This is a genomic window from Pyxidicoccus caerfyrddinensis (assembly GCF_010894405.1).
Lineage (GTDB): Bacteria > Myxococcota > Myxococcia > Myxococcales > Myxococcaceae > Myxococcus > Myxococcus caerfyrddinensis.
On record NZ_JAAIYA010000012.1, the window covers coordinates 314865 to 332284 of the forward strand.

15 protein-coding genes are annotated in these 17420 nt (G+C 69.2%); 14 read left to right on the forward strand and 1 reads right to left on the reverse strand.

Features of this window, described 5'->3' with window-relative positions:
• The first annotated feature begins 47 nt into the window (after positions 1-47).
• The 7 genes from G4D86_RS28840 (at position 48) to G4D86_RS28870 (ending at position 8014) form a co-directional block, all read left to right on the forward strand.
• Complete coding sequence (locus G4D86_RS28840) at positions 48-893, forward strand: tetratricopeptide repeat protein (RefSeq protein WP_163997269.1); 846 nt, start codon at positions 48-50, stop codon at positions 891-893.
• A gap of 26 nt (positions 894-919) precedes the next feature.
• Positions 920-2128, forward strand: coding sequence for a LysM peptidoglycan-binding domain-containing protein (locus G4D86_RS28845; protein ID WP_205519792.1), 1209 nt, complete (start codon positions 920-922; stop codon positions 2126-2128).
• Positions 2129-2287: 159 nt separating this feature from the next.
• Entirely contained in the window at positions 2288-3409 is a 1122-nt protein-coding gene (locus tag G4D86_RS28850; protein WP_163997271.1) for a DNA-processing protein DprA, read from the forward strand.
• 11 nt (positions 3410-3420) lie between these two features.
• Positions 3421-5979, forward strand: coding sequence for a type I DNA topoisomerase (topA, locus tag G4D86_RS28855; protein WP_163997272.1), 2559 nt, complete (start codon positions 3421-3423; stop codon positions 5977-5979).
• A 163-nt stretch (positions 5980-6142) separates the two neighbouring features.
• Positions 6143-6880 carry a MotA/TolQ/ExbB proton channel family protein gene (locus G4D86_RS28860; RefSeq protein WP_163997273.1) on the forward strand — a complete coding sequence of 246 codons (738 nt, stop codon included), beginning with the start codon at positions 6143-6145 and terminating at the stop codon, positions 6878-6880.
• Between the two features lie 18 nt (positions 6881-6898).
• A complete protein-coding gene (locus G4D86_RS28865) occupies positions 6899-7429 on the forward strand; it encodes an ExbD/TolR family protein (RefSeq protein ID WP_163997274.1) in 531 nt (176 codons plus the stop codon).
• A 3-nt stretch (positions 7430-7432) separates the two neighbouring features.
• Complete coding sequence (locus tag G4D86_RS28870) at positions 7433-8014, forward strand: ExbD/TolR family protein (RefSeq protein WP_163997275.1); 582 nt, start codon at positions 7433-7435, stop codon at positions 8012-8014.
• Between the two features lie 46 nt (positions 8015-8060).
• Here G4D86_RS28870 and G4D86_RS28875 read toward each other — a convergent pair whose 3' ends face one another.
• On the reverse strand, positions 8061-8453 hold the full coding sequence (locus G4D86_RS28875) for a TraR/DksA family transcriptional regulator (protein WP_420718241.1): 393 nt from the start codon (positions 8451-8453) through the stop codon (positions 8061-8063).
• Between the two features lie 269 nt (positions 8454-8722).
• On the opposite strand from G4D86_RS28875, the gene trmFO reads away from it, so the two are divergent.
• From trmFO to hslU, 7 genes are all read left to right on the forward strand, one after another.
• Entirely contained in the window at positions 8723-10090 is a 1368-nt protein-coding gene (gene trmFO, locus G4D86_RS28880; protein WP_163997277.1) for a methylenetetrahydrofolate--tRNA-(uracil(54)-C(5))-methyltransferase (FADH(2)-oxidizing) TrmFO, read from the forward strand.
• A complete protein-coding gene (locus G4D86_RS28885) occupies positions 10090-11760 on the forward strand; it encodes a gliding motility protein (protein ID WP_420821871.1) in 1671 nt (556 codons plus the stop codon). The genes trmFO and G4D86_RS28885 overlap by 1 nt, the downstream gene beginning before the upstream one ends.
• A gap of 90 nt (positions 11761-11850) precedes the next feature.
• Positions 11851-14088 carry a kinesin gene (locus tag G4D86_RS28890; RefSeq protein ID WP_163997279.1) on the forward strand — a complete coding sequence of 746 codons (2238 nt, stop codon included), beginning with the start codon at positions 11851-11853 and terminating at the stop codon, positions 14086-14088.
• A 54-nt stretch (positions 14089-14142) separates the two neighbouring features.
• A complete protein-coding gene (locus G4D86_RS28895; RefSeq protein WP_163997280.1) occupies positions 14143-15045 on the forward strand; it encodes a tyrosine recombinase XerC in 903 nt (300 codons plus the stop codon).
• Positions 15046-15078: 33 nt separating this feature from the next.
• Positions 15079-15369, forward strand: coding sequence for a hypothetical protein (locus G4D86_RS28900; RefSeq protein ID WP_163997281.1), 291 nt, complete (start codon positions 15079-15081; stop codon positions 15367-15369).
• Positions 15370-15470: 101 nt separating this feature from the next.
• Positions 15471-15998, forward strand: a complete 528-nt coding sequence (hslV, locus tag G4D86_RS28905; protein ID WP_163997282.1) for an ATP-dependent protease subunit HslV — start codon at positions 15471-15473, stop codon at positions 15996-15998.
• 12 nt (positions 15999-16010) lie between these two features.
• Positions 16011-17408, forward strand: coding sequence for an ATP-dependent protease ATPase subunit HslU (gene hslU / locus G4D86_RS28910; protein ID WP_163997283.1), 1398 nt, complete (start codon positions 16011-16013; stop codon positions 17406-17408).
• The last annotated feature ends 12 nt before the right edge of the window (positions 17409-17420 follow it).

A 17420-nucleotide genomic window follows, 5' to 3' on the forward strand; every position in this document is an offset into this window, starting at 1 on the left:
CCGACGGGCCTTCCTATCCTCGGGGTGATCCCCGTCCGAAGAGGCCCGTGCCCGCGCGCTCCGTCATCTTCCGCCTGCTCGCCGCCGCGCCCCTGTGCGCGCTGAGCGCCTGCGCCTCCAACGCCGCCAGCCAGGCGGACGTGGGGGCGCTGCGAGCGGAGGTGCAGGCCCTGCGCGAGACGCAGGCCCGGCTGACCGAGCGCCTTCAGCGCCTGGAGGCGCACGACGCGGTGGAGAAGGCCCGTGCGAGCGGCGCTCCCGCGCGCGCCACCCCCGCGGACGCCAGCGGTTCTGGTGACGGCCTGGGGTCCACGCCGGACCTGGCGGTGGTGAAGCTCAAGCCGCGCAACGAGCCCGCGCCGAAGCTGCCCACCGCGGTGGCCGTGGTGGAGCCGGACTCGGAGCAGATGGAGATGTTCATCAGCGCCGTGCCGGACGGGTCCGCGGCTGCGTCGGGTGCCGAGGCCGCCACCGTGGTCGCCTCGCGCGACGACGAGGCGGAGATGAAGGACCCGGACGTGCTGGACGCCGAGTACGACAAGTCCGTGTCGCTGTTGCGCACCGGCAACGTGGAGGGCGGCGTGGAGCGCCTGCGCCGCTTCGCGGAGGAGAACCCGCGCCATCCTCGCGCCGACAACGCGCTGTACTTCAGCGGGCTCGGGCTGATCGGCCTCAGCGAGTTCAAGGACGCCGCGCGGACGTTCGAGCGGCTCATCAAGACCTATCCCGCCGGGGATGCCATGCTGGACAGCATGCTCCGGCTCGCCGAGTGCCGGATGCGGCTGAACCAGGCCGCGGATGCCAAGGCGCTCTACACCCGTGTCGTCACCCAGTTCCCGGGGACGGCCGCCGCCACGCAGGCGGAGCAGCGGCTCGCCGCGCTCCCGCAGTGAAGGCTCTTTCGAAAGGACGTCGTGCGATGCGCTCCCGGATCCTCACCTCGCTGATGTTGAGCCTCGCCGTCGCGCCGGCCTGGAGCGCACGCGCCCAGCAGGAGGGCGCCGAGGAGCAGGACCAGGACACTGGCAGCGAGACGGAAGGTGCCGAGGTCATGGACGAGGCCCCCGAGCGCCCCCAGGGCTCCGTGGCCGTTCCTCCCGGCGCGCCCAAGGGCCGCGAGAGCGCCCCGGGCGAAGTCCACTCCGTGCAGGAGGGCGACACGCTGTGGGATTTGTCCCAGCGCTACCTGGGCAGCCCCTGGTACTGGCCGAAGGTCTGGGCCTACAACCCGGAGATCGCCAACCCGCATTGGATCTACCCGGGCAACCAGGTGCGCTTCTTCGCCTCGGGCGAAGAGGTTCCCACCCGCGTGGGCACGGAGATCGCCTCCGAGGACGTGGCCGCGCCCACCGAGCTGAGCGGCGCCGACCTGGTGACGGTGACGGGGAAGATTGGCTACGACGTGTCGTCGTCGCGCCCCGTGACGACCCAGGGCTTCGTCACCCAGCGCGAGCTGGACGAGGCCGGCCGCATCGAGGGCTCGTCCTCCGGCGCGCTGATGCTGTCCTACCCGGACACCGCCTACGTGCGCTTCAAGAAGAAGGGCAGCGCCAAGGTAGGGGACCGCTACGTCGTCTACCACACCACCCAGGCCATCCAGCACCCGGTGACGAAGAAGCAGCTGGGCTACCTCACCGACTTCCTGGGCACGCTGCGCGTGATTCGCGTGAGTGACAACGTCGTCACCGCTCAGGTGGTGGACACGTGGGACGGCATGGAGCGCGGCGACCTGGTGGGCCCCGTCGGCGAGCGCCTCACCGAGCGCGTGGCCCCGAAGCCCAACGCGAAGGAGCTGCAGGCCACCGTCGTCACCGCGCTGGTGCCGTACCTGACGCTGCTCGGTGAGAACCACACGGTGGTGGTGGACCGGGGCAGCGCGGACGGCGTCCAGCTGGGCAACACCTTCACCATCCTCCGCCAGGGTGACCCGTCCCTCCAGGTGCTCGGCCAGGAGGCCAAGCCGATCACCGCCAAGGAGAAGCGCTTCCCCTGGGAGAACGTCGGCACCTGCATGGTGACCGAGGTGAAGGAGCGCACCTCCAACTGCCTCATGCTGCGCTCCATGGAGGAGCTCGTCCCCGGCGACCGCGCCGTCATGCGCGTCGGCGAGCCCACCGCCAGCCGCTGAATTCCCGGGCTCCAAGCGCCCGAAACCCGGCAGGAAATGTGCATCCCCTCCGCCACAGGAGGGGCTGAGTGCTTGACCGGTGGCGGTCCGGTGTCTATGTGTCGCGCCCCTCCTGGGGACCCATCTTCTATATAGGTGGGAAACGGGCAGGGGACGGGTATGGCGGACGCTGAGACGGACAGCCTCACGGCGGAGCAGCAGGCGTGCCTGGCACTCTGGGCCGTTCCCGGCCTGGGGCCGAGGACGCTGGCCGCCCTGCGCGCCTTCGCGGATGGAAGTCTCGCGGCGCTCGCCTCCGTCCCTGTACGGGACTGGGTGTCTCAGGCGCCGGTCTCCCCACAGGTGCGCACGCGGCTGGCGGCGGTGGACCGGCTCCCCCCGCTGGCGGAGCGCGTCCTGGCGGCCTGCCGCCGGGCCGGCATGGGCGTGGCCTTCGCCGGGCAGCACACCTATCCGGACCGGTTGCGGGAGGTGGAGGACGCGCCTCCGCTGCTCTTCCACCGGGGGTGTCCGGGACTGCCCCGGCGCCGGGTGGCCATGGTGGGCAGCCGCCATCCGGACCAGGGCTTCCTGCCCTTCGCCCGGGACTTCGCACGGAAGGTGGCGGGGGCCGGGGTGGGCGTGGTGTCCGGCGCCGCGGTGGGGGTGGACCAGGCGTGCCACTGGGGCGCGCTGGATGTGGGCGGGGAGACGTGGGCCTTCCTGGGGTCTGCCCTGGATGCGTTGGACCCGGCGCAAGCCCGCCTGCTTCCTCACTTTTTGGGGCAGGGGGGCGTGTTCTTCAGCGAGCTCCCACCCGGGGTCCGGGCAAGCGTTACCACCTTCCCGCGGCGCAACCGACTCATCTCCGGCGCATCCGATGTGGTCCTGGTGTTGAGGGCGGGGAAGGGTTCGGGGGCGCTGTACACGGCGGAAGCGGGGCGGGCACAGGGGCGGCCGGTGTTCGCGCTGCCGGGGGACGTGAGGCAGGCGGCGGCGGTGGGGTGCAACCAGCTGCTCCGGGACGGGCATGCGAGCGCCTGCATGGGCCCGGAAGATGTGTGGAGGGTGGTGGGCGTTCAGCCGGAAACCGCGGGGCCGCGGGACATCACGGCGTCGTGGGAGGAGCTCTCCGCGGAAGCGAAGGGCACTTATGGGGTGTTGGACCGGGTTCCCCGGACATTTGACGAGGTGCTGGTCGGCAGCACCCTCTCACCGGCGGCGCTGACCAGCGCACTGGTGGAGCTGGAGTTGACGGGGCTGGTCATCCAGCACCCGGGCAAGCTGTACGAAAAGGTCTAGGTAGGAGAGTCATGGCCACGCGGACGAAGAAGCAGGTGGAAGAGACGGAGGCGGCGGCGGAGACGAAGTCGCCCCGCAAGGCGGCCGCCAAGAAGAAGACGGCCGCCAAGAAGAAGCCGGCGGCCAAGGCGAAGAAGACGGCGGCCCGCCGCCGCGGCAAGAAGGGTGACGACGAGCTGCCCACCGTGGAGGCGGACGCGGACGACGAAGTCGCGCCCCGCGGCAAGGGCCCCCACTACCTCGTGGTGGTGGAGTCTCCCGCCAAGGCGAAGACCATCAAGAAGTACCTGGGCTCCGGCTACACGGTGAAGGCCTCCGTGGGCCACGTGAAGGACTTGCCCAAGAGCAAGATGGGCGTCGACGTGGAGCACGACTTCCAGCCCGAGTACGAGGTCATCAAGGGCAAGGAGAAGGTGCTCAACGAGCTCAAGAAGATGGCGAAGTCCGCCGACAAGGTCTTCCTCGCGACGGACCCCGACCGCGAGGGCGAGGCCATTGCCTGGCACATCAAGGAAGAGCTCGCCCATCCGGACGCGATGCGGGTGACCTTCAACGAAATCACCAAGAAGGCCGTCCAGGAAGCCATCGCCCAGCCGCGCGAGCTGAACCAGGACAACTACGACTCGCAGCAGACGCGCCGCATCCTCGACCGGCTGGTGGGGTATCAAATCTCCCCGTTGCTCTGGCAGAAGATCCGCCGGGGCCTGTCCGCCGGCCGCGTGCAGTCGGTGGCGGTGCGCCTCGTCGTGGAGCGCGAGGCCGAAATCAAGGCCTTCGTCCCCGAGGAGTACTGGTCGCTGGACGCGCTGCTGGCCGGTTCCGCCGGTCCGCCGCCCTTCAAGGCGAAGCTGTCCAAGGTGGACGGCAAGAAGATGGAGCTGAAGGACCGCGCCACCACCGAGGGGCTCGTCGCCGAGCTCCAGGGGGCCGAGTTCGTCGTGGCCAAGGTGGACCGCCGCGAGCGCCGCCGCAACGCGCCCGCGCCGTTCATCACCTCCAAGCTGCAGCAGGAGGCCGCCAACCGGCTGTCCTTCACCGCCAAGAAGACGATGACGCTGGCCCAGAAGCTCTACGAGGGCGTGCCCCTCGGCGAGGAGGGCCAGACGGCGCTCATCACGTACATGCGTACGGACTCCACCCGTCTGTCCGACGACGCGGTGAAGCAGGTGCGCGAGTTCATCGACGGCAAGTACGGCAAGGAGTTCCTGCCGGCCGAGCCGGTGGTGTACCGCTCCCGCAAGAGCGCGCAGGACGCGCACGAGGCCATCCGTCCCACGTCCCTGGAGTACCCGCCCGAGCGCGTGCGGCCCTTCTTCGAGGCCATGGGCGAGTCGGACATGTTCCGCCTCTACGAGCTCATCTGGAACCGCTTCGTGGCGTGCCAGATGATGCCGGCCGTGTATGACCAGACGAGCGCGGACATCTCCGCGGGCCGGGCCACGTTCCGAGCCTCGGGCAGCACGCTGAAGTTCGCCGGCTACCTGGCCGTCTACGGCGCGGGCCTCACCCCCGAGGAGGAGGCCGAGAAGGAGAAGGCGAAGGCCGCCGGTGAAGAGGGCGCGGATGGCGCGGATGCCATCGGCGAGCTGCCCTTCCTCACCGAGGGCGAGAAGCTGGCCCTCCAGAAGCTGCTCCACGAGCAGCACTTCACCCAGCCGCCCCCGCGCTTCAGCGAGGCCACGCTGGTGAAGGAGCTGGAAGAGCGCGGCATCGGCCGCCCGTCTACCTACGCCGCCATTCTCTCCACCATCCAGGACAAGAAGTACGTGGAGAAGCTGGAGGGGCGCTTCCGGCCCACGGACCTGGGGCAGATGACCAACGAGATGCTGGTCAAGCACTTCCCCCACGAGCTGGACGTCACCTTCACCGCCACCATGGAGGAGAAGCTCGACCAGATCTCCGAGGGCGGCACGAGCTGGAAGGCCGTGCTGCACGACTTCTACGGGCCCTTCAAGGAGACGCTCGAGAAGGCGAAGGCGGAGATGCGCGACGTCAAGCGCGAGGAAATCAAGACCGACATCTCCTGCGAGAAGTGCGGCAACCCCTTCGTCATCAAGTTCGGGAAGATGGGGCACTTCCTCGCCTGCTCGAACTACCCCGACTGCAAGAACACCAAGGACTTCAAGCGGGACGCCGAGGGCAAAATCGTCATCGTGGAGGAGGAGACCACGGACGAGAAGTGCGAGAAGTGCGGCAAGCCCATGGTCATCAAGCGCGGCCGCTTCGGGCGCTTCATGGCCTGCTCCGGCTACCCGGACTGCAAGACGTCCAAGCCCATCTCCATCGGCGTGGGGTGCCCGGAGTGCAAGCAGGGCTACCTCACCGAGCGCCGCAGCGGCCGCGGGAAGATCTTCTTCGGCTGCAACCGCTACCCGGACTGCAAGTTCGCCGCCTGGGACAGGCCCCTGGCCGAGCAGTGCCCGCAGTGTGCGTCCCCGTACCTCCTGCAGAAGTTCTCCAAGCGGGACGGCGCCTACATCGCCTGCCCGAACAAGGAGTGCGACTACCGGCGTGAGGTCGTGGAGCAGGCGGGCGTACCCGGCTCACCGGAAGCCTCCTCGGCTGCTTGAAAGCCCAGTAGTTCCAACGGGCTGGGCCCGCCCCGTGGCTTGACACGCTCGGCGGGCCCGCCCTAGAAGTCCAGGCTGCCCCCTCCCTGGGGAGAGTCCTGTGGATGCCCGTGTCCGGACGGGCCCACCCGGGGGGACGGGCGTCGAAAGGACACCAGGCGCGATGATTCACTCGGTGAGCGAGCTGCTGCTGGACGTGACACTTGCGGCCACGGAGGGCGGCAAGATGGGCGTCACGGACTCCGTCATCAAGTTCTTCAAGGATGGCGGCCCGTTCATGTTCGTGAACCTGTTCTGGCTGGCGTGCTCGCTGGCGGTGGCGCTGGAGCGCATCGTCACCGTGGTGTTCCGCTACAACCTGCCCGCGCCGCCGTTCATGGAGCAGATCGCCAAGCTGGTGCGCAGCGGCAACCTGGACCGCGCGGTGAAGGTGTGCAGCATGGCGCCCAACTCGCCGCTGGCGAAGGTCATCCGCGCGGGCCTGGTGAATGCCAACCGCGGCGAGATTGAAGTCGCCAAGGCGGTGGAAGAGGCCATCGTCGAGCACAGCCCGGGCGTGTCCAAGCGGATTCCGTGGCTGTGGTCCCTCGCCAACATCGCCACGCTGGTGGGCCTCGTCGGCACCATCTTCGGCCTCATCGGCACCTTCCAGGCGCTCGGCAACGTGCCGGCGGAGCAGAAGCAGGTGCTCCTGTCGGACGGTATCTCCAAGGCGATGAACAACACCGCCTTCGCGCTCTCCATCGCGGTGCTCTGCATCGTCTTCCACCTGTTCCTCACCTCGTACGCGAAGGGGTTGGTGGAGTCGATGGAGCTCAACGCGCTGAAGCTGGAGAACCTCCTGTCGCGTCGCGGCTCGGTGGACCCGGCCACCACGGAGCTCGAGTCCCGCGCGTCGTAAGGCGCACGGTTCGCGTCCATGGCGTTCCACTACTCCCGGCGCAAGCTGAAGGTCCGTGAGGAAGAAGAGTCGGGCGAGCTGAACATCGTCCCGTACCTCGACATCCTCATGAACCTCATCATCTTCATGCTGCTGTCCATCACCGGCCTCGCCACGTTCGGCATCTTGAACGTGAATGCCCCCAGCTACGGCGCGCCCAGCGCGGGCATGACGCAGGAGGGGCAGGACGAGCAGAAGCTGACCTTGTCCGTGCTCATCTCCAAGAAGGGCCACTTCGTCAGCAGCCAGAACGCCATCCTCGGCCAGGAGGGCGCGGCGGCGGACCAGCCCACCGTGCCGGTGCTGGCGGACGGCGCCTACGACTTCCGGGCGCTCAACGCGAAGATGGTGGAGATCAAGGCGGCATTCCCCACGGAGACGAAGGTCATCGTCGGCGCGGATCCGGACATCCCCTACGAGGCCCTCACCCAGACGCTGGACGCCATCCGCGAGACGCAGGCCAGCCCGCACCGCCTGCTGTTCCCGGACGTCACCCTCGGGGCGATCTGAACCATGGCCGAGTCGACGACACCCGCCCTGAGCGAGGCCGACGAAGAGACGCTGGCGCGGCTGCGCTACCGCAAGGCGCTGGCGCGCAAGAAGCGCAAGGAGCGCGAGGCCGCGGGGGAGATCAAGGAGCTGAACATCACCGCGATGATGGACATGATGACCATCCTCCTGGTGTTCCTGCTCAAGTCCTTCGCCTCGTCCTCCGCCGCGGTGACGGCGTCCGAGGACGTTCGTCCGCCCGTGTCCACCACGCGCGCCACGCCGAAGGACACCGTGGCCGTCACCATCACCCCCAAGAACATCCTGGTGGGGGAGCGTGAGGTGCTGCGGCTCCAGAACGGCGTGATTCCGGGCGACAAGCTCCAGGGCCGGCTGGTGTTGCCGCTGGACGCGCAGCTGAAGAAGGAAGTGGAGAAGCTGAAGTACATCGCCGAGCGGAACCCCTCCGCCCCCTTCAGCCGGGAGCTGTCCGTCATCGCGGACAAGAAGGTTCCCTACGACATGCTCCTCACCGTGCTCTACACGGCGGGGCAGAACGAGCTGGAGAACTACCGGTTCGTCGTCCTCCAGAAGGAAGGCGAGTAGGGCGCCCCCCGACGGCGGGAGCGCCCCTCTTGCAGCGGACGGGAGGCTAGAGCGAGGGCGTGGCCATGGGCCCGCCGCGCGTCTCCAGCTCGTGGATGCTGGCATCCTCCTCGCAGCGGATGGCGAAGGGCAGGGCTTCCAGGCGCTCGATTGGAATCTCGAAGCCGCAGTCCACGCAGTCTCCGAAGACGCCCATTTCCATGCGGCGCAGGGCCGCGTCGATGAGCATGATTTCGCGCCGCTGCGACTCGAGCAGGCTGGACAGGGTGTAGTCCGCCAGCTCCGACTGGGCATTCTCCTCGTACTCGGGGTCCCTCTCCTGGTCCTTGAGGGCCGTCAGCTCGCGGTGCGCCCCCGCATTCGCCGTGAGGATTTCCCGGCGGCGGCGCTGGAGGAGCTCGCGAATCCTGTTCAGGTCGTTGCTTCGGGCCATGGCCATGTCTCCGATGCTCCCGTCTTCGAGTTCATTTCCGCTCGGCCGGATGCAAGGTCGCTCCGGCACGGCGAACGCGAGAAACGTAGGGGTTCAACCCAGGTAGGGAAACCGCGCCTTCCAACGGGGGACTCCGGTGGGTTGCTGGGCAGGCGGGCAGGCGGCATGCCCTGGGAGACAGTGGTTGACGCGCCCGCTTTCACTTCTGGGAAAGGGCGGCCCGGTCCTGCTAACTGTTCTCCGACGGGCGACGGCGCGCGCCCGGGAGGAGCGGGATGGCTGACGTGAAGCAGCGGGTGACGGTGATTGGCGGAGGCCTGGCGGGCAGCGAGTGCGCATACCAGCTCGCCCGGCGCGGCGTGGCCGTGGAGCTGCGCGAGATGAAGCCGCACAAGCGCTCGCCGGCCCACAAGTCGGACCAGTTCGCGGAGCTGGTGTGCAGCAACTCGCTGCGCTCGGACAACCCGGAGAGCGCCATCGGCCTGCTGCACGCGGAACTGCGCGCGCTGGGCTCGTTGGTGCTGGGCACCGCGGACGCGCACCGCGTGCCCGCGGGTGACGCGCTGGCGGTGGAGCGCGAGCGCTTCTCCGGGGCGATCACGGAGACGCTCCAGCGCATGGCGGGCGTGGAGGTGGTGGCGGGCGAGGTGGAGCGACTGCCGGACGAGGGCCCGGTGGTGGTGGCCACGGGGCCACTCACCTCGGACGCGCTCACCCGCGAGCTGGAGCGGCACGTGGGGACGAAGCTCTACTTCTACGACTCCATCGCGCCCATCATCTCCGGGGACTCCATCGACCTGAACGTGGCCTTCCGGCAGAGCCGCTACGGCAAGGGCGGCGGGGACGACTACCTCAACCTGCCGATGACGCGCGACGAGTACTACCGCTTCATCGCCGAGGTGAAGGCCGGCCAGAAGGTGGTGCCGCACGCCTTCGAGGAACCGAAATACTTCGAAGGGTGTCTGCCGATTGAAGTGATGGCGGAGCGCGGCGACGACACGCTGGCCTACGGGCCGATGAAGCCGGTGGGCTTGAGAGACCCGCGCTCGGGCCAGGAGCCCTACGCGGTGGTGCAGCTGCGCATGGAGGACACGGCGGGCACGTCGTGGAACATGGTGGGCTTCCAGACGCGGCTGACGTGGGGTGAACAGAAGCGCATCTTCAGCACGTGCATCCCGGGCCTCCAGCAGGCGGAGTTCCTGCGGATGGGGCAGATCCACCGAAACACCTTCATCGACTCGCCCCGGCTGCTGTCGAGGGACCTGTCGCTGAAGTCGGAGCCGAGGCTGTACTTCGCGGGGCAGATTTCCGGCGTGGAGGGCTACGTGGAGAGCGCGGCGTGCGGATACCTGGTGGCGCTGGCGCTGCACGCGCGGCTGACCGGGAAGGAGTTCGTTCCGCCGCCGGCCACCACGGCATTGGGCGCGCTGTTCCGTCATGTGACGGGAGAAGCGCACCCGCCGGACTACCCGCACCAGCCCTCCAACATCATCTTCGGCCTCTTCCCGCCGCTGGCCGGGCGGGTGAAGAAGGCGGACAAGCGGGCAGCGTACTCGGCGCGGGCGAAGCAGGCCCTGGCGGAGTGGCTGCCGCACGCGGGCGTGCCGGGCACGTCCGAGCACGGGGAACAGAGGAGCGCATGATGCGGACGCGGCAGGGGCGACTTCTGGGTGCAGGTTTGCTGGCCGCGCTCGCGGTGGCGGGTGCGGGCTGCAAGAAGGGGAATGAGGGAACTGGCGGCGCGGCGGCGCCCGCGGCCAGCAGTGGCTCGGCGGGTGGAAGCGCGGCGCGCGCTCCCGCGCCCAGCCGTGGCGCTCCGGAGGCGGGGCAGGGGCTCTTGCTGGCGGCGGGCCGCGCGGCGGACCTGCGCGTGACGCCGGACGGGCTGAAGGCCACGTACCTGCTTAACGGCCAGAAGCCCCGGCTGGACGGGGTTCCTCCGCAGATGCTGCTGGGGCAGCTCTACGTCGTCGCGGTGGAGGGCGGCGAGCCGCGCAAGCTGGGCGAGGGCGTGACCAACGTGCCGGGCGGGCAGCTCATCACTCCGGACTCGAAGCACGCGCTGTTCCTCACGGGCTACAACCCGGCCTCGCAGTCCGGCTCGCTGAATGTCGCGGCGCTGGACGATGCGAAGGCCGAGCCCACGGTGTTGGGCACGGCGGTGAGCTACATGCTGCCCAGCCCGGACGGAACGCGACTGGCCTTCGTGGACGCGGGCCGGTTGAAGCTGGGGCCGCTGCCCTCGGGCCCCTTCACCGAGGTGGCGGGGGAGGTGAGCACCGCGCAGTTCACCCCGGACGGGAAGACGCTGCTCATCAAGCGCCGGCTGACGGCGGCGGGTGGGCTGGCGGCGGTGTCCGTGGAGCAGCCGGAGGCGGCGCCGCGCAAGCTGGCGGACCAGGTGGGTGACTACGCGGTGTCGCCGGACGGGCAGCACGTGGCCTTCCAGGTGAAGAGCGAGTCCGTGCGCGGGCTCTATGACTTGTACCTGGCGGAGGTGCCGGCGCTGAAGCCGAAGCGGCTGGCGGTGGCGTCGAGCGCCTTCGCCTTCTCGCCGGACAGCAAGTGGCTGGGGCGCACGGAGAACGGGAAGCCGGACGTGCCGGGTGATTTCTACGTGGGGCCCGCGGCGGGTGGCGCGGGGCGCAAGCTGGGAGAGCGGGTGGAGAAGTTCGCCTTCTCGCCGGACTCGCAGGCGGTGGGCTTCCTGGAGAAGTACGACCAGACGGCGGGCGCGGGGCTGATGTCGGTGGCGGCGCTGCCGGACGGGGCGACGAAGCAGGTGGGGGGGCGCGTGCCCAACTTCCTGTGGGGCTCGGATGGGAAGTACGTGTTGTTCCTCTCGCGCTTCCTCAAGCCCGAGTACTCGGTGGACCTGATGCTGTACCCGCTGGGCGCGGAGAAGGCGGAGAAGGTGCACAAGGGCGTGTTCGGCTATGGCTTCATGCCGGGCAACACTCAGGTGGTGTTCCGCTCCAACTGCATCCGCAACGGGCGCTCGTGTGACTTCAAGGCGCTGGGGCTGCCGCGCAGCGGCGAGCCGCAGACGTGGGTGCAGGGCATCTTCAGCTACAAGCTGTCCTCGGACGGCCAGCGGGTGCTCTTCACGTATGCGCGGATGGACTCGGACACGTATGACGTGGCGGTGTACGACGTGAAGACGCAGGCGCGCAAAACGCTCGACCAGGGCGTGCAGGTTCCGGTGTCGTTCGCGGGCAAGGACGACTCGCGCGCCGTGTACATCATCGCGCAGGGGCCGAAGGCGGGCGTGTACAGCGTGCCCGCCACGCTGGAGACGGCCGCGCAGAAGTAGCGAGGACCGGAGAGGGCGGAAGCGGAAAGCCCGCACGCCCTCGCCGGAAGCGTGCAGGTCCGCGGGCGGTGTGCTTACTTCCGCCGCCCGATGGCCTCTCTCATTTATCGCCGCTATGGCGGCTCGCTCCAGGTGGACCTTCCCTCCTTCGACGTCCTCGAGGAGGCGGTGCGCATCCCCGAGACGCAGTGGATTGCCACCGCGTGTCCGCTGGAGGGGCTGAACTGCGACCCGCGCTTCCTGACGTTCCTGGACACGGACGGCAACGGCCGCATCCGCGTGGCGGAGGTGCGTGCCGCGGTGGAGTGGGCGGCGAAGCAACTGAAGGACCGCAAGCGCGCGGACGAGGGCAGCCCCATGCTGGAGCTGGACGCCCTCACCGAGGAGGCCCGGCCGCTGCGGGGCGCGGCGGAGACCATCCTCCGGACGCTGAAGGCGCCGGACATGGCGCGAATCTCCCTGGACCAGGTGCGGGCCAGTGAGTCGGCGCTGCGCGCGGCGGGGCAGAACGGGGACGGCATCGTCGCCCCGGCGCACCTGCCCGAGCACCTGCGCCCGCTGGCGGTGGACCTCATGGCCTGCTTCCCGGAGGTGAAGAACCGGGCGGGCGAGGCGGGCATCGACCCGGCCATGGTGCAGCGCTTCCGCGAGGAGCGCACGGCCCTGCTCGCGCACCTGGATGCGCGCAGCGCGGCCTTCACCCTGGGCGACACGAGCCTGGACACGGCGAAGCGCATCCGCGAGGTGGCGCCGTGGCTGGAGGCGTACTTCATGCAGTGCCGGCTGGTGGCCGCGCAGCCGGAGGCCGCCGCGAGCCTGCGCCTGCGCGCGGAGCGAGTCGAAGGCGTGCTGGGAGATGTGGCCGCGCTGGGGAAGGCGGCGGGAGACCTGCCCATCGCTCCGCCCGAGCCCGCGGGCGTGCTGGAGTGGTCTCGCATCCACCGCGGTCCGGCGTACGAGACGCTGGAGGCATTCCGCCGCGACGTGGCGACGCCGGTGACGGGAGACGCGAGGCGGCTGACGGACCCGGCCTGGCGGGAGATGGTTGCGAAGGCGGACGCGGTGCTGGCGTGGCAGGCGAAGCTCGACGCGAGCCCGGTGCGCAAGCTGGTGGAGGTGCGCCCCACTGTCGAGGCCGCGGACCTGGCGGCGATTGAGTCGGCGTGCGCCGCGGACCTGTTGCTGAAGCCGACGCTGGACGCCATCGTCGAATTGGAGCGGCTGGTGCTTTACCAGCGCTGGCTGTTGGTGTTCGCGAACAACTTCATCAGCATGCCCAACATCTACATGCCGAGGCGGCTGGCGCTGGTGGAGAAGGGGACGCTCATCCTCGGCGGGCGCAAGTACACGCTGTCGGTGCTGACGACGAACCGGGCGGCGCACGCGGCGCTCACGGCGCAGGGGACGACGTGTGTCCTCTACGTGCAGGTGGCGCCGAAGGACGGGGCGCCGAGCTACGAGGTGGCGGTGCCCGTCACGCGCGGGCGGAGCACGGACCTGGTGGTGGGCAAGCGCGGCATCTTCTACGACGTGGACGGCAAGGAGCACGACGCCACGGTGACGCACGTCATCCGCCAGCCCGTGTCGCTGTGGGAGGCGATGACCATGCCCTTCACGCGCATGGGCGCGTTCATCACCAGCAAGGTGGAAGGGCTGGCGACGGCGGGCGAGAAGACGTTCGATACGACGCTGGAGAAGGGCTACACGCAGACGGTGGCGGCACCGGCGGCGGCTGCGCCTGCTCCGGCGGCAGCGGCACCGGCCACGGGCGGTATCGCGGGAATGGTGGCGGCGGGCAGCATCGCGGCGGCGGCGCTCGGTTCATCGTTCGCGTTCATCGTGACGCAGGTGAAGTCGCTGACGCTGGTGGACCTCATCTCGGCGGCGACGTTGATTGCGATTGTGGTGATGGCTCCGGCGGGGTTGTTGGGTTGGTTGAAGCTGCGGCGGCGCAACCTGGCTTTGCTGCTGGAGGGCTCGGGCTGGGCGCTGAATGACCGGCTGATGCTGACGCCCGCGCTGTCGTCCCTGGTGACGCGCCGGCCGAAGCTGCCGAAGGGCGCGCGGGTGGACCGGATGGACATGGTGCGTCCGGAGCTGATTCGCCAGCAGGAGGAGGACGGCGAGACGGAGGGCCTGTCCGGCTGGGCGCGGCTGGGAATCGCACTGCTAGTTCTGTTCGTGCTGCTCTGGCAGGTCCGCATACCGATTCTCACCGCGATGTGCGGAGCGCGCTGGCTGTCCGAGGACACCTGCGCGGTGGTGTTGCCGTCATCGGTGGAGCCTGCTCCGGCGACGCCTCCCGCGGCGGCTCCCGCGACGAAGTAGGCAACGGGCCGGGAATCTTGCGAGGATCTCCCGGCCCCGTAGGCTGACCGCGCCATGACGAACCTGTCGCCGCTCTTGGAGCAGTTCCGCGTCCACCTGGAGGACGAGAAGGGCTCGTCCCCGCACACGGTGCGGAACTACCTCATCGACCTGGTGGACTACGAGCGCTACCTGGTGGAGCGGATGAAGCTGTCGCTGCTGGCGGGCACGCACGCGGCGATTCGCGGCTACCTCGGCACGCTGAGCACGGACCACGCTCCCGCGAGCCGGGCGCGGCGGCTGGCGAGCATCAAGTCGTTCTACAAGTACCTCGTGCGGCAGAAGCTCTTGCCGGCCAGCCCGGCGAAGCTGGTGAAGAGCCCGAAGCTGCCGAAGGCCCTGCCCAAGGTGCTACCGGTGGAGGAGGTCTTCGCGCTCCTCGACGTGCACGACCTGAAGACGGTGCTCGGCCTGCGGGACAAGGCCATCCTGGAGATGCTCTACGCGGGTGGGCTGCGCATCAGCGAGCTGTGCGGCCTGGACCTGCTGGACGTGGACCGGAGCGGGCGCATCGTCCGTGTCATGGGCAAGGGCAGCAAGGAGCGGCTGGTGCCCGTCAACGCGCAGTCCATCCGCGCGTTGGAGGCCTGGCTCGCGCGCCGGGGTGAGCTGCTGGCCACGCCGAAGGCGGGGCAGGACGCGGAGGCCATGTTCCTCAACTTCCGCGGAGGCCGGCTGACGCCGAGGAGCATCGCGCGGCACCTGGATGCCCACGTGCTCAAGTGCGCGCTGGCGCGCCACGTGAGCCCGCATGCGCTGCGCCACTCGTTCGCCACGCACCTGCTGGGCGGCGGTGCGGACATCCGCAGCATCCAGGAGCTGCTCGGCCACGCGAGCCTGTCCACCACGCAGCGGTATACCCAGGTGACGTGGGAGCAGCTCCAGCAGGTCTACGACGCGGCGCACCCGCGCGCGTGATGGGGCAGGGCAGATCGCAGCGAGGAGTCGAGCATGGACGTCATCTCAGGAATCTTCACGGCCCTGTCGTGGCTCCTGCTGGGAATAGGGCTGTTCGTCGACGGCGCCTGCCTCGTGTTGCTGGTCCGCGCGCTGTCTGGGCAGCGCGCGGCGTCCGGAGTGCCTCTCGTTTCGCTTGTCTGCTATGGGCTCTGGTTCAACGTCCAGACGACGCCCATGGGGCCGCACCCATCGGGCTGGCTCCTGCTGGGGCTGTTTCTGTTCCACGTGGTGGTGCAGTTCGGACTGGCCTGGGCATTCGGCAGGACGAGAGGGAATTCGTGACGCTTAGCCCTGCCCGCCCGGGCCCGTGAACGGTACGCGAGCGGACAGCCAGCCACTGTTCCTTGGAAATGCGGCGCTCGGCTTGTTAGACCCGTGGCCCTATGTTCCACGGCACCACCATCCTCTGCGTGCGGCGTGACGGGAAGGTCGCCATCGCCAGCGACGGCCAGGTCTCCTTCGACAAGACCGTGATGAAGAACACGGCGAAGAAGGTGCGGAAGCTCGGTGAGGGCCAGGTGCTCGCCGGTTTCGCCGGCAGCACCGCCGACGCCTTCACCCTCTTCGAGCGCTTCGAGGGCAAGCTCAAGGAGCACCAGAAGAACATGGCGCGCGCCTGCGTCGAGCTCGGCAAGGACTGGCGCACCGACCGCTTCCTCCGCCGCCTGGAAGCCCTCCTCATCGTCGCCGACAAGGATAAGACCTTCATCCTCTCCGGCGCCGGTGACGTGATTGAACCCGACTACGGCATCGCCGCCGTGGGCAGCGGAGGCCCGTACGCGTTTGCCGCCGCGCGCGCCCTCATGGCCCACACCCAATTGCCCGCCCGCGAAGTGGCCCAGCAGTCCCTGTCCATCGCGGGCGAAATCGACATCTACACCAACTCGAACATCACCATTGAAGAGCTCTAGGAGTCACCGCCCGTGGCCGAACCGCGAAAGATGTCCGCCTTCACGCCTCGCGAGGTCGTCAGTGAGCTCGACCGGTACATCGTCGGGCAGAACGCCGCCAAGCGCGCCGTGGCCATCGCCCTGCGCAACCGCTGGCGCCGCCAGCAGGTCTCCGACGACCTGCGCGACGAAATCCACCCGAAGAACATCATCATGATTGGCCCCACCGGCGTGGGGAAGACGGAGATTGCCCGGCGCCTCGCGAAGCTCGCGCAGGCCCCCTTCGTCAAGGTGGAGGCCTCCAAGTTCACCGAGGTCGGCTACGTCGGCCGCGACGTCGAGTCCATGATTCGCGACCTCGTCGAAGCCGCCATCGGCCTCGTCCGCGAGGAGGAGACAGAGAAGGTCCGTCCCCGCGCGGAAGAGCTCGCCGAGGACCGCCTCATGGAGTTGCTCCACAACGGCGGCGCGCCGCGCCCGTCCCCGTCGCCGCCCTTCGGCTTCTCCCCGCCGCCGCAGCCCTCGCCCCAGCGCCTGGGCGACTCCGAGCGCGAGAAGCTCCGCGCCCAGCTGCGCGCCGGCACGCTCGATGACCAGTACGTCGAGGTGGAGACCGCCGACTCCGCGCCCACCTTCATGCGTGGCTTCTCCGGCCAGGGCATGGAGGAGATTGGCGTCAACCTCCAGGACCTCTTCAAGAACATGCCGGGCATGAACAAGACGCGCCGCCGTCGCGTGCGCGTGCCCGAGGCGCTTCAGCTGCTGCGCCAGGAAGAGGCCGCGAAGCTCGTGGACCCGGACCGCGTCCAGCGCGAGGCCGTCGTCCGCGCCGAGTCCAGCGGCATCGTCTTCATCGACGAAATCGACAAGATTGCCAGCCGCGAGGGCGGCAAGGGCGGCGGGGGCCCGGACGTGTCCCGCGAGGGCGTCCAGCGCGACATCCTCCCCATCGTCGAAGGCAGCACCGTCACCACCAAGTACGGCATGGTGAAGACGGACCACATGCTCTTCATCGCCGCGGGCGCCTTCCACGTCTCCAAGCCCAGCGACCTCATCCCCGAGCTGCAGGGGCGCTTCCCCATCCGCGTGGAGCTGGAGCCGCTGTCCGGCGAGGACCTCATCCGCATCTTGCGCGAGCCGAAGAACTCGCTCCTACGCCAGTACACCGCGCTGCTCGCCACCGAGGGCGTGCGCCTGTCCTTCACCGACGACGCCGTGACGGAGCTGGCGCGCATCGCCCAGCAGGCCAACGAGCGCACGCAGAACATTGGCGCGCGGCGGCTGCACACCGTGCTCGAGCGGTTGCTGGACGAGGTGTCCTTCTCCGCCACGGAGATGGGCCCCCGCGACTTCCAGGTGGATGGTGCCTATGTGCGCGAACGCCTGACCTCCATCGTCCAGGACGAGGACCTGTCGCGCTACATCCTCTAGCGCGCTATATGC

What these genes read in the sequence shown, in the direction of transcription:
- G4D86_RS28845 (WP_205519792.1), top strand. Translation starts at nt 920, where the DNA reads ATGCGCTCCCGGATCCTCACCTCGCTGATGTTGAGCCTCGCCGTCGCG.
- G4D86_RS28850 (WP_163997271.1), top strand. Translation starts at nt 2,288, where the DNA reads ATGGCGGACGCTGAGACGGACAGCCTCACGGCGGAGCAGCAGGCGTGC.
- topA (WP_163997272.1), top strand. Translation starts at nt 3,421, where the DNA reads ATGGCCACGCGGACGAAGAAGCAGGTGGAAGAGACGGAGGCGGCGGCG.
- G4D86_RS28860 (WP_163997273.1), top strand. Translation starts at nt 6,143, where the DNA reads ATGATTCACTCGGTGAGCGAGCTGCTGCTGGACGTGACACTTGCGGCC.
- G4D86_RS28865 (WP_163997274.1), top strand. Translation starts at nt 6,899, where the DNA reads ATGGCGTTCCACTACTCCCGGCGCAAGCTGAAGGTCCGTGAGGAAGAA.
- G4D86_RS28870 (WP_163997275.1), top strand. Translation starts at nt 7,433, where the DNA reads ATGGCCGAGTCGACGACACCCGCCCTGAGCGAGGCCGACGAAGAGACG.
- G4D86_RS28875 (WP_420718241.1), bottom strand. Translation starts at nt 8,453, where the DNA reads ATGGCCATGGCCCGAAGCAACGACCTGAACAGGATTCGCGAGCTCCTC.
- trmFO (WP_163997277.1), top strand. Translation starts at nt 8,723, where the DNA reads ATGGCTGACGTGAAGCAGCGGGTGACGGTGATTGGCGGAGGCCTGGCG.
- G4D86_RS28885 (WP_420821871.1), top strand. Translation starts at nt 10,090, where the DNA reads ATGCGGACGCGGCAGGGGCGACTTCTGGGTGCAGGTTTGCTGGCCGCG.
- G4D86_RS28890 (WP_163997279.1), top strand. Translation starts at nt 11,851, where the DNA reads ATGGCCTCTCTCATTTATCGCCGCTATGGCGGCTCGCTCCAGGTGGAC.
- G4D86_RS28895 (WP_163997280.1), top strand. Translation starts at nt 14,143, where the DNA reads ATGACGAACCTGTCGCCGCTCTTGGAGCAGTTCCGCGTCCACCTGGAG.
- G4D86_RS28900 (WP_163997281.1), top strand. Translation starts at nt 15,079, where the DNA reads ATGGACGTCATCTCAGGAATCTTCACGGCCCTGTCGTGGCTCCTGCTG.
- hslV (WP_163997282.1), top strand. Translation starts at nt 15,471, where the DNA reads ATGTTCCACGGCACCACCATCCTCTGCGTGCGGCGTGACGGGAAGGTC.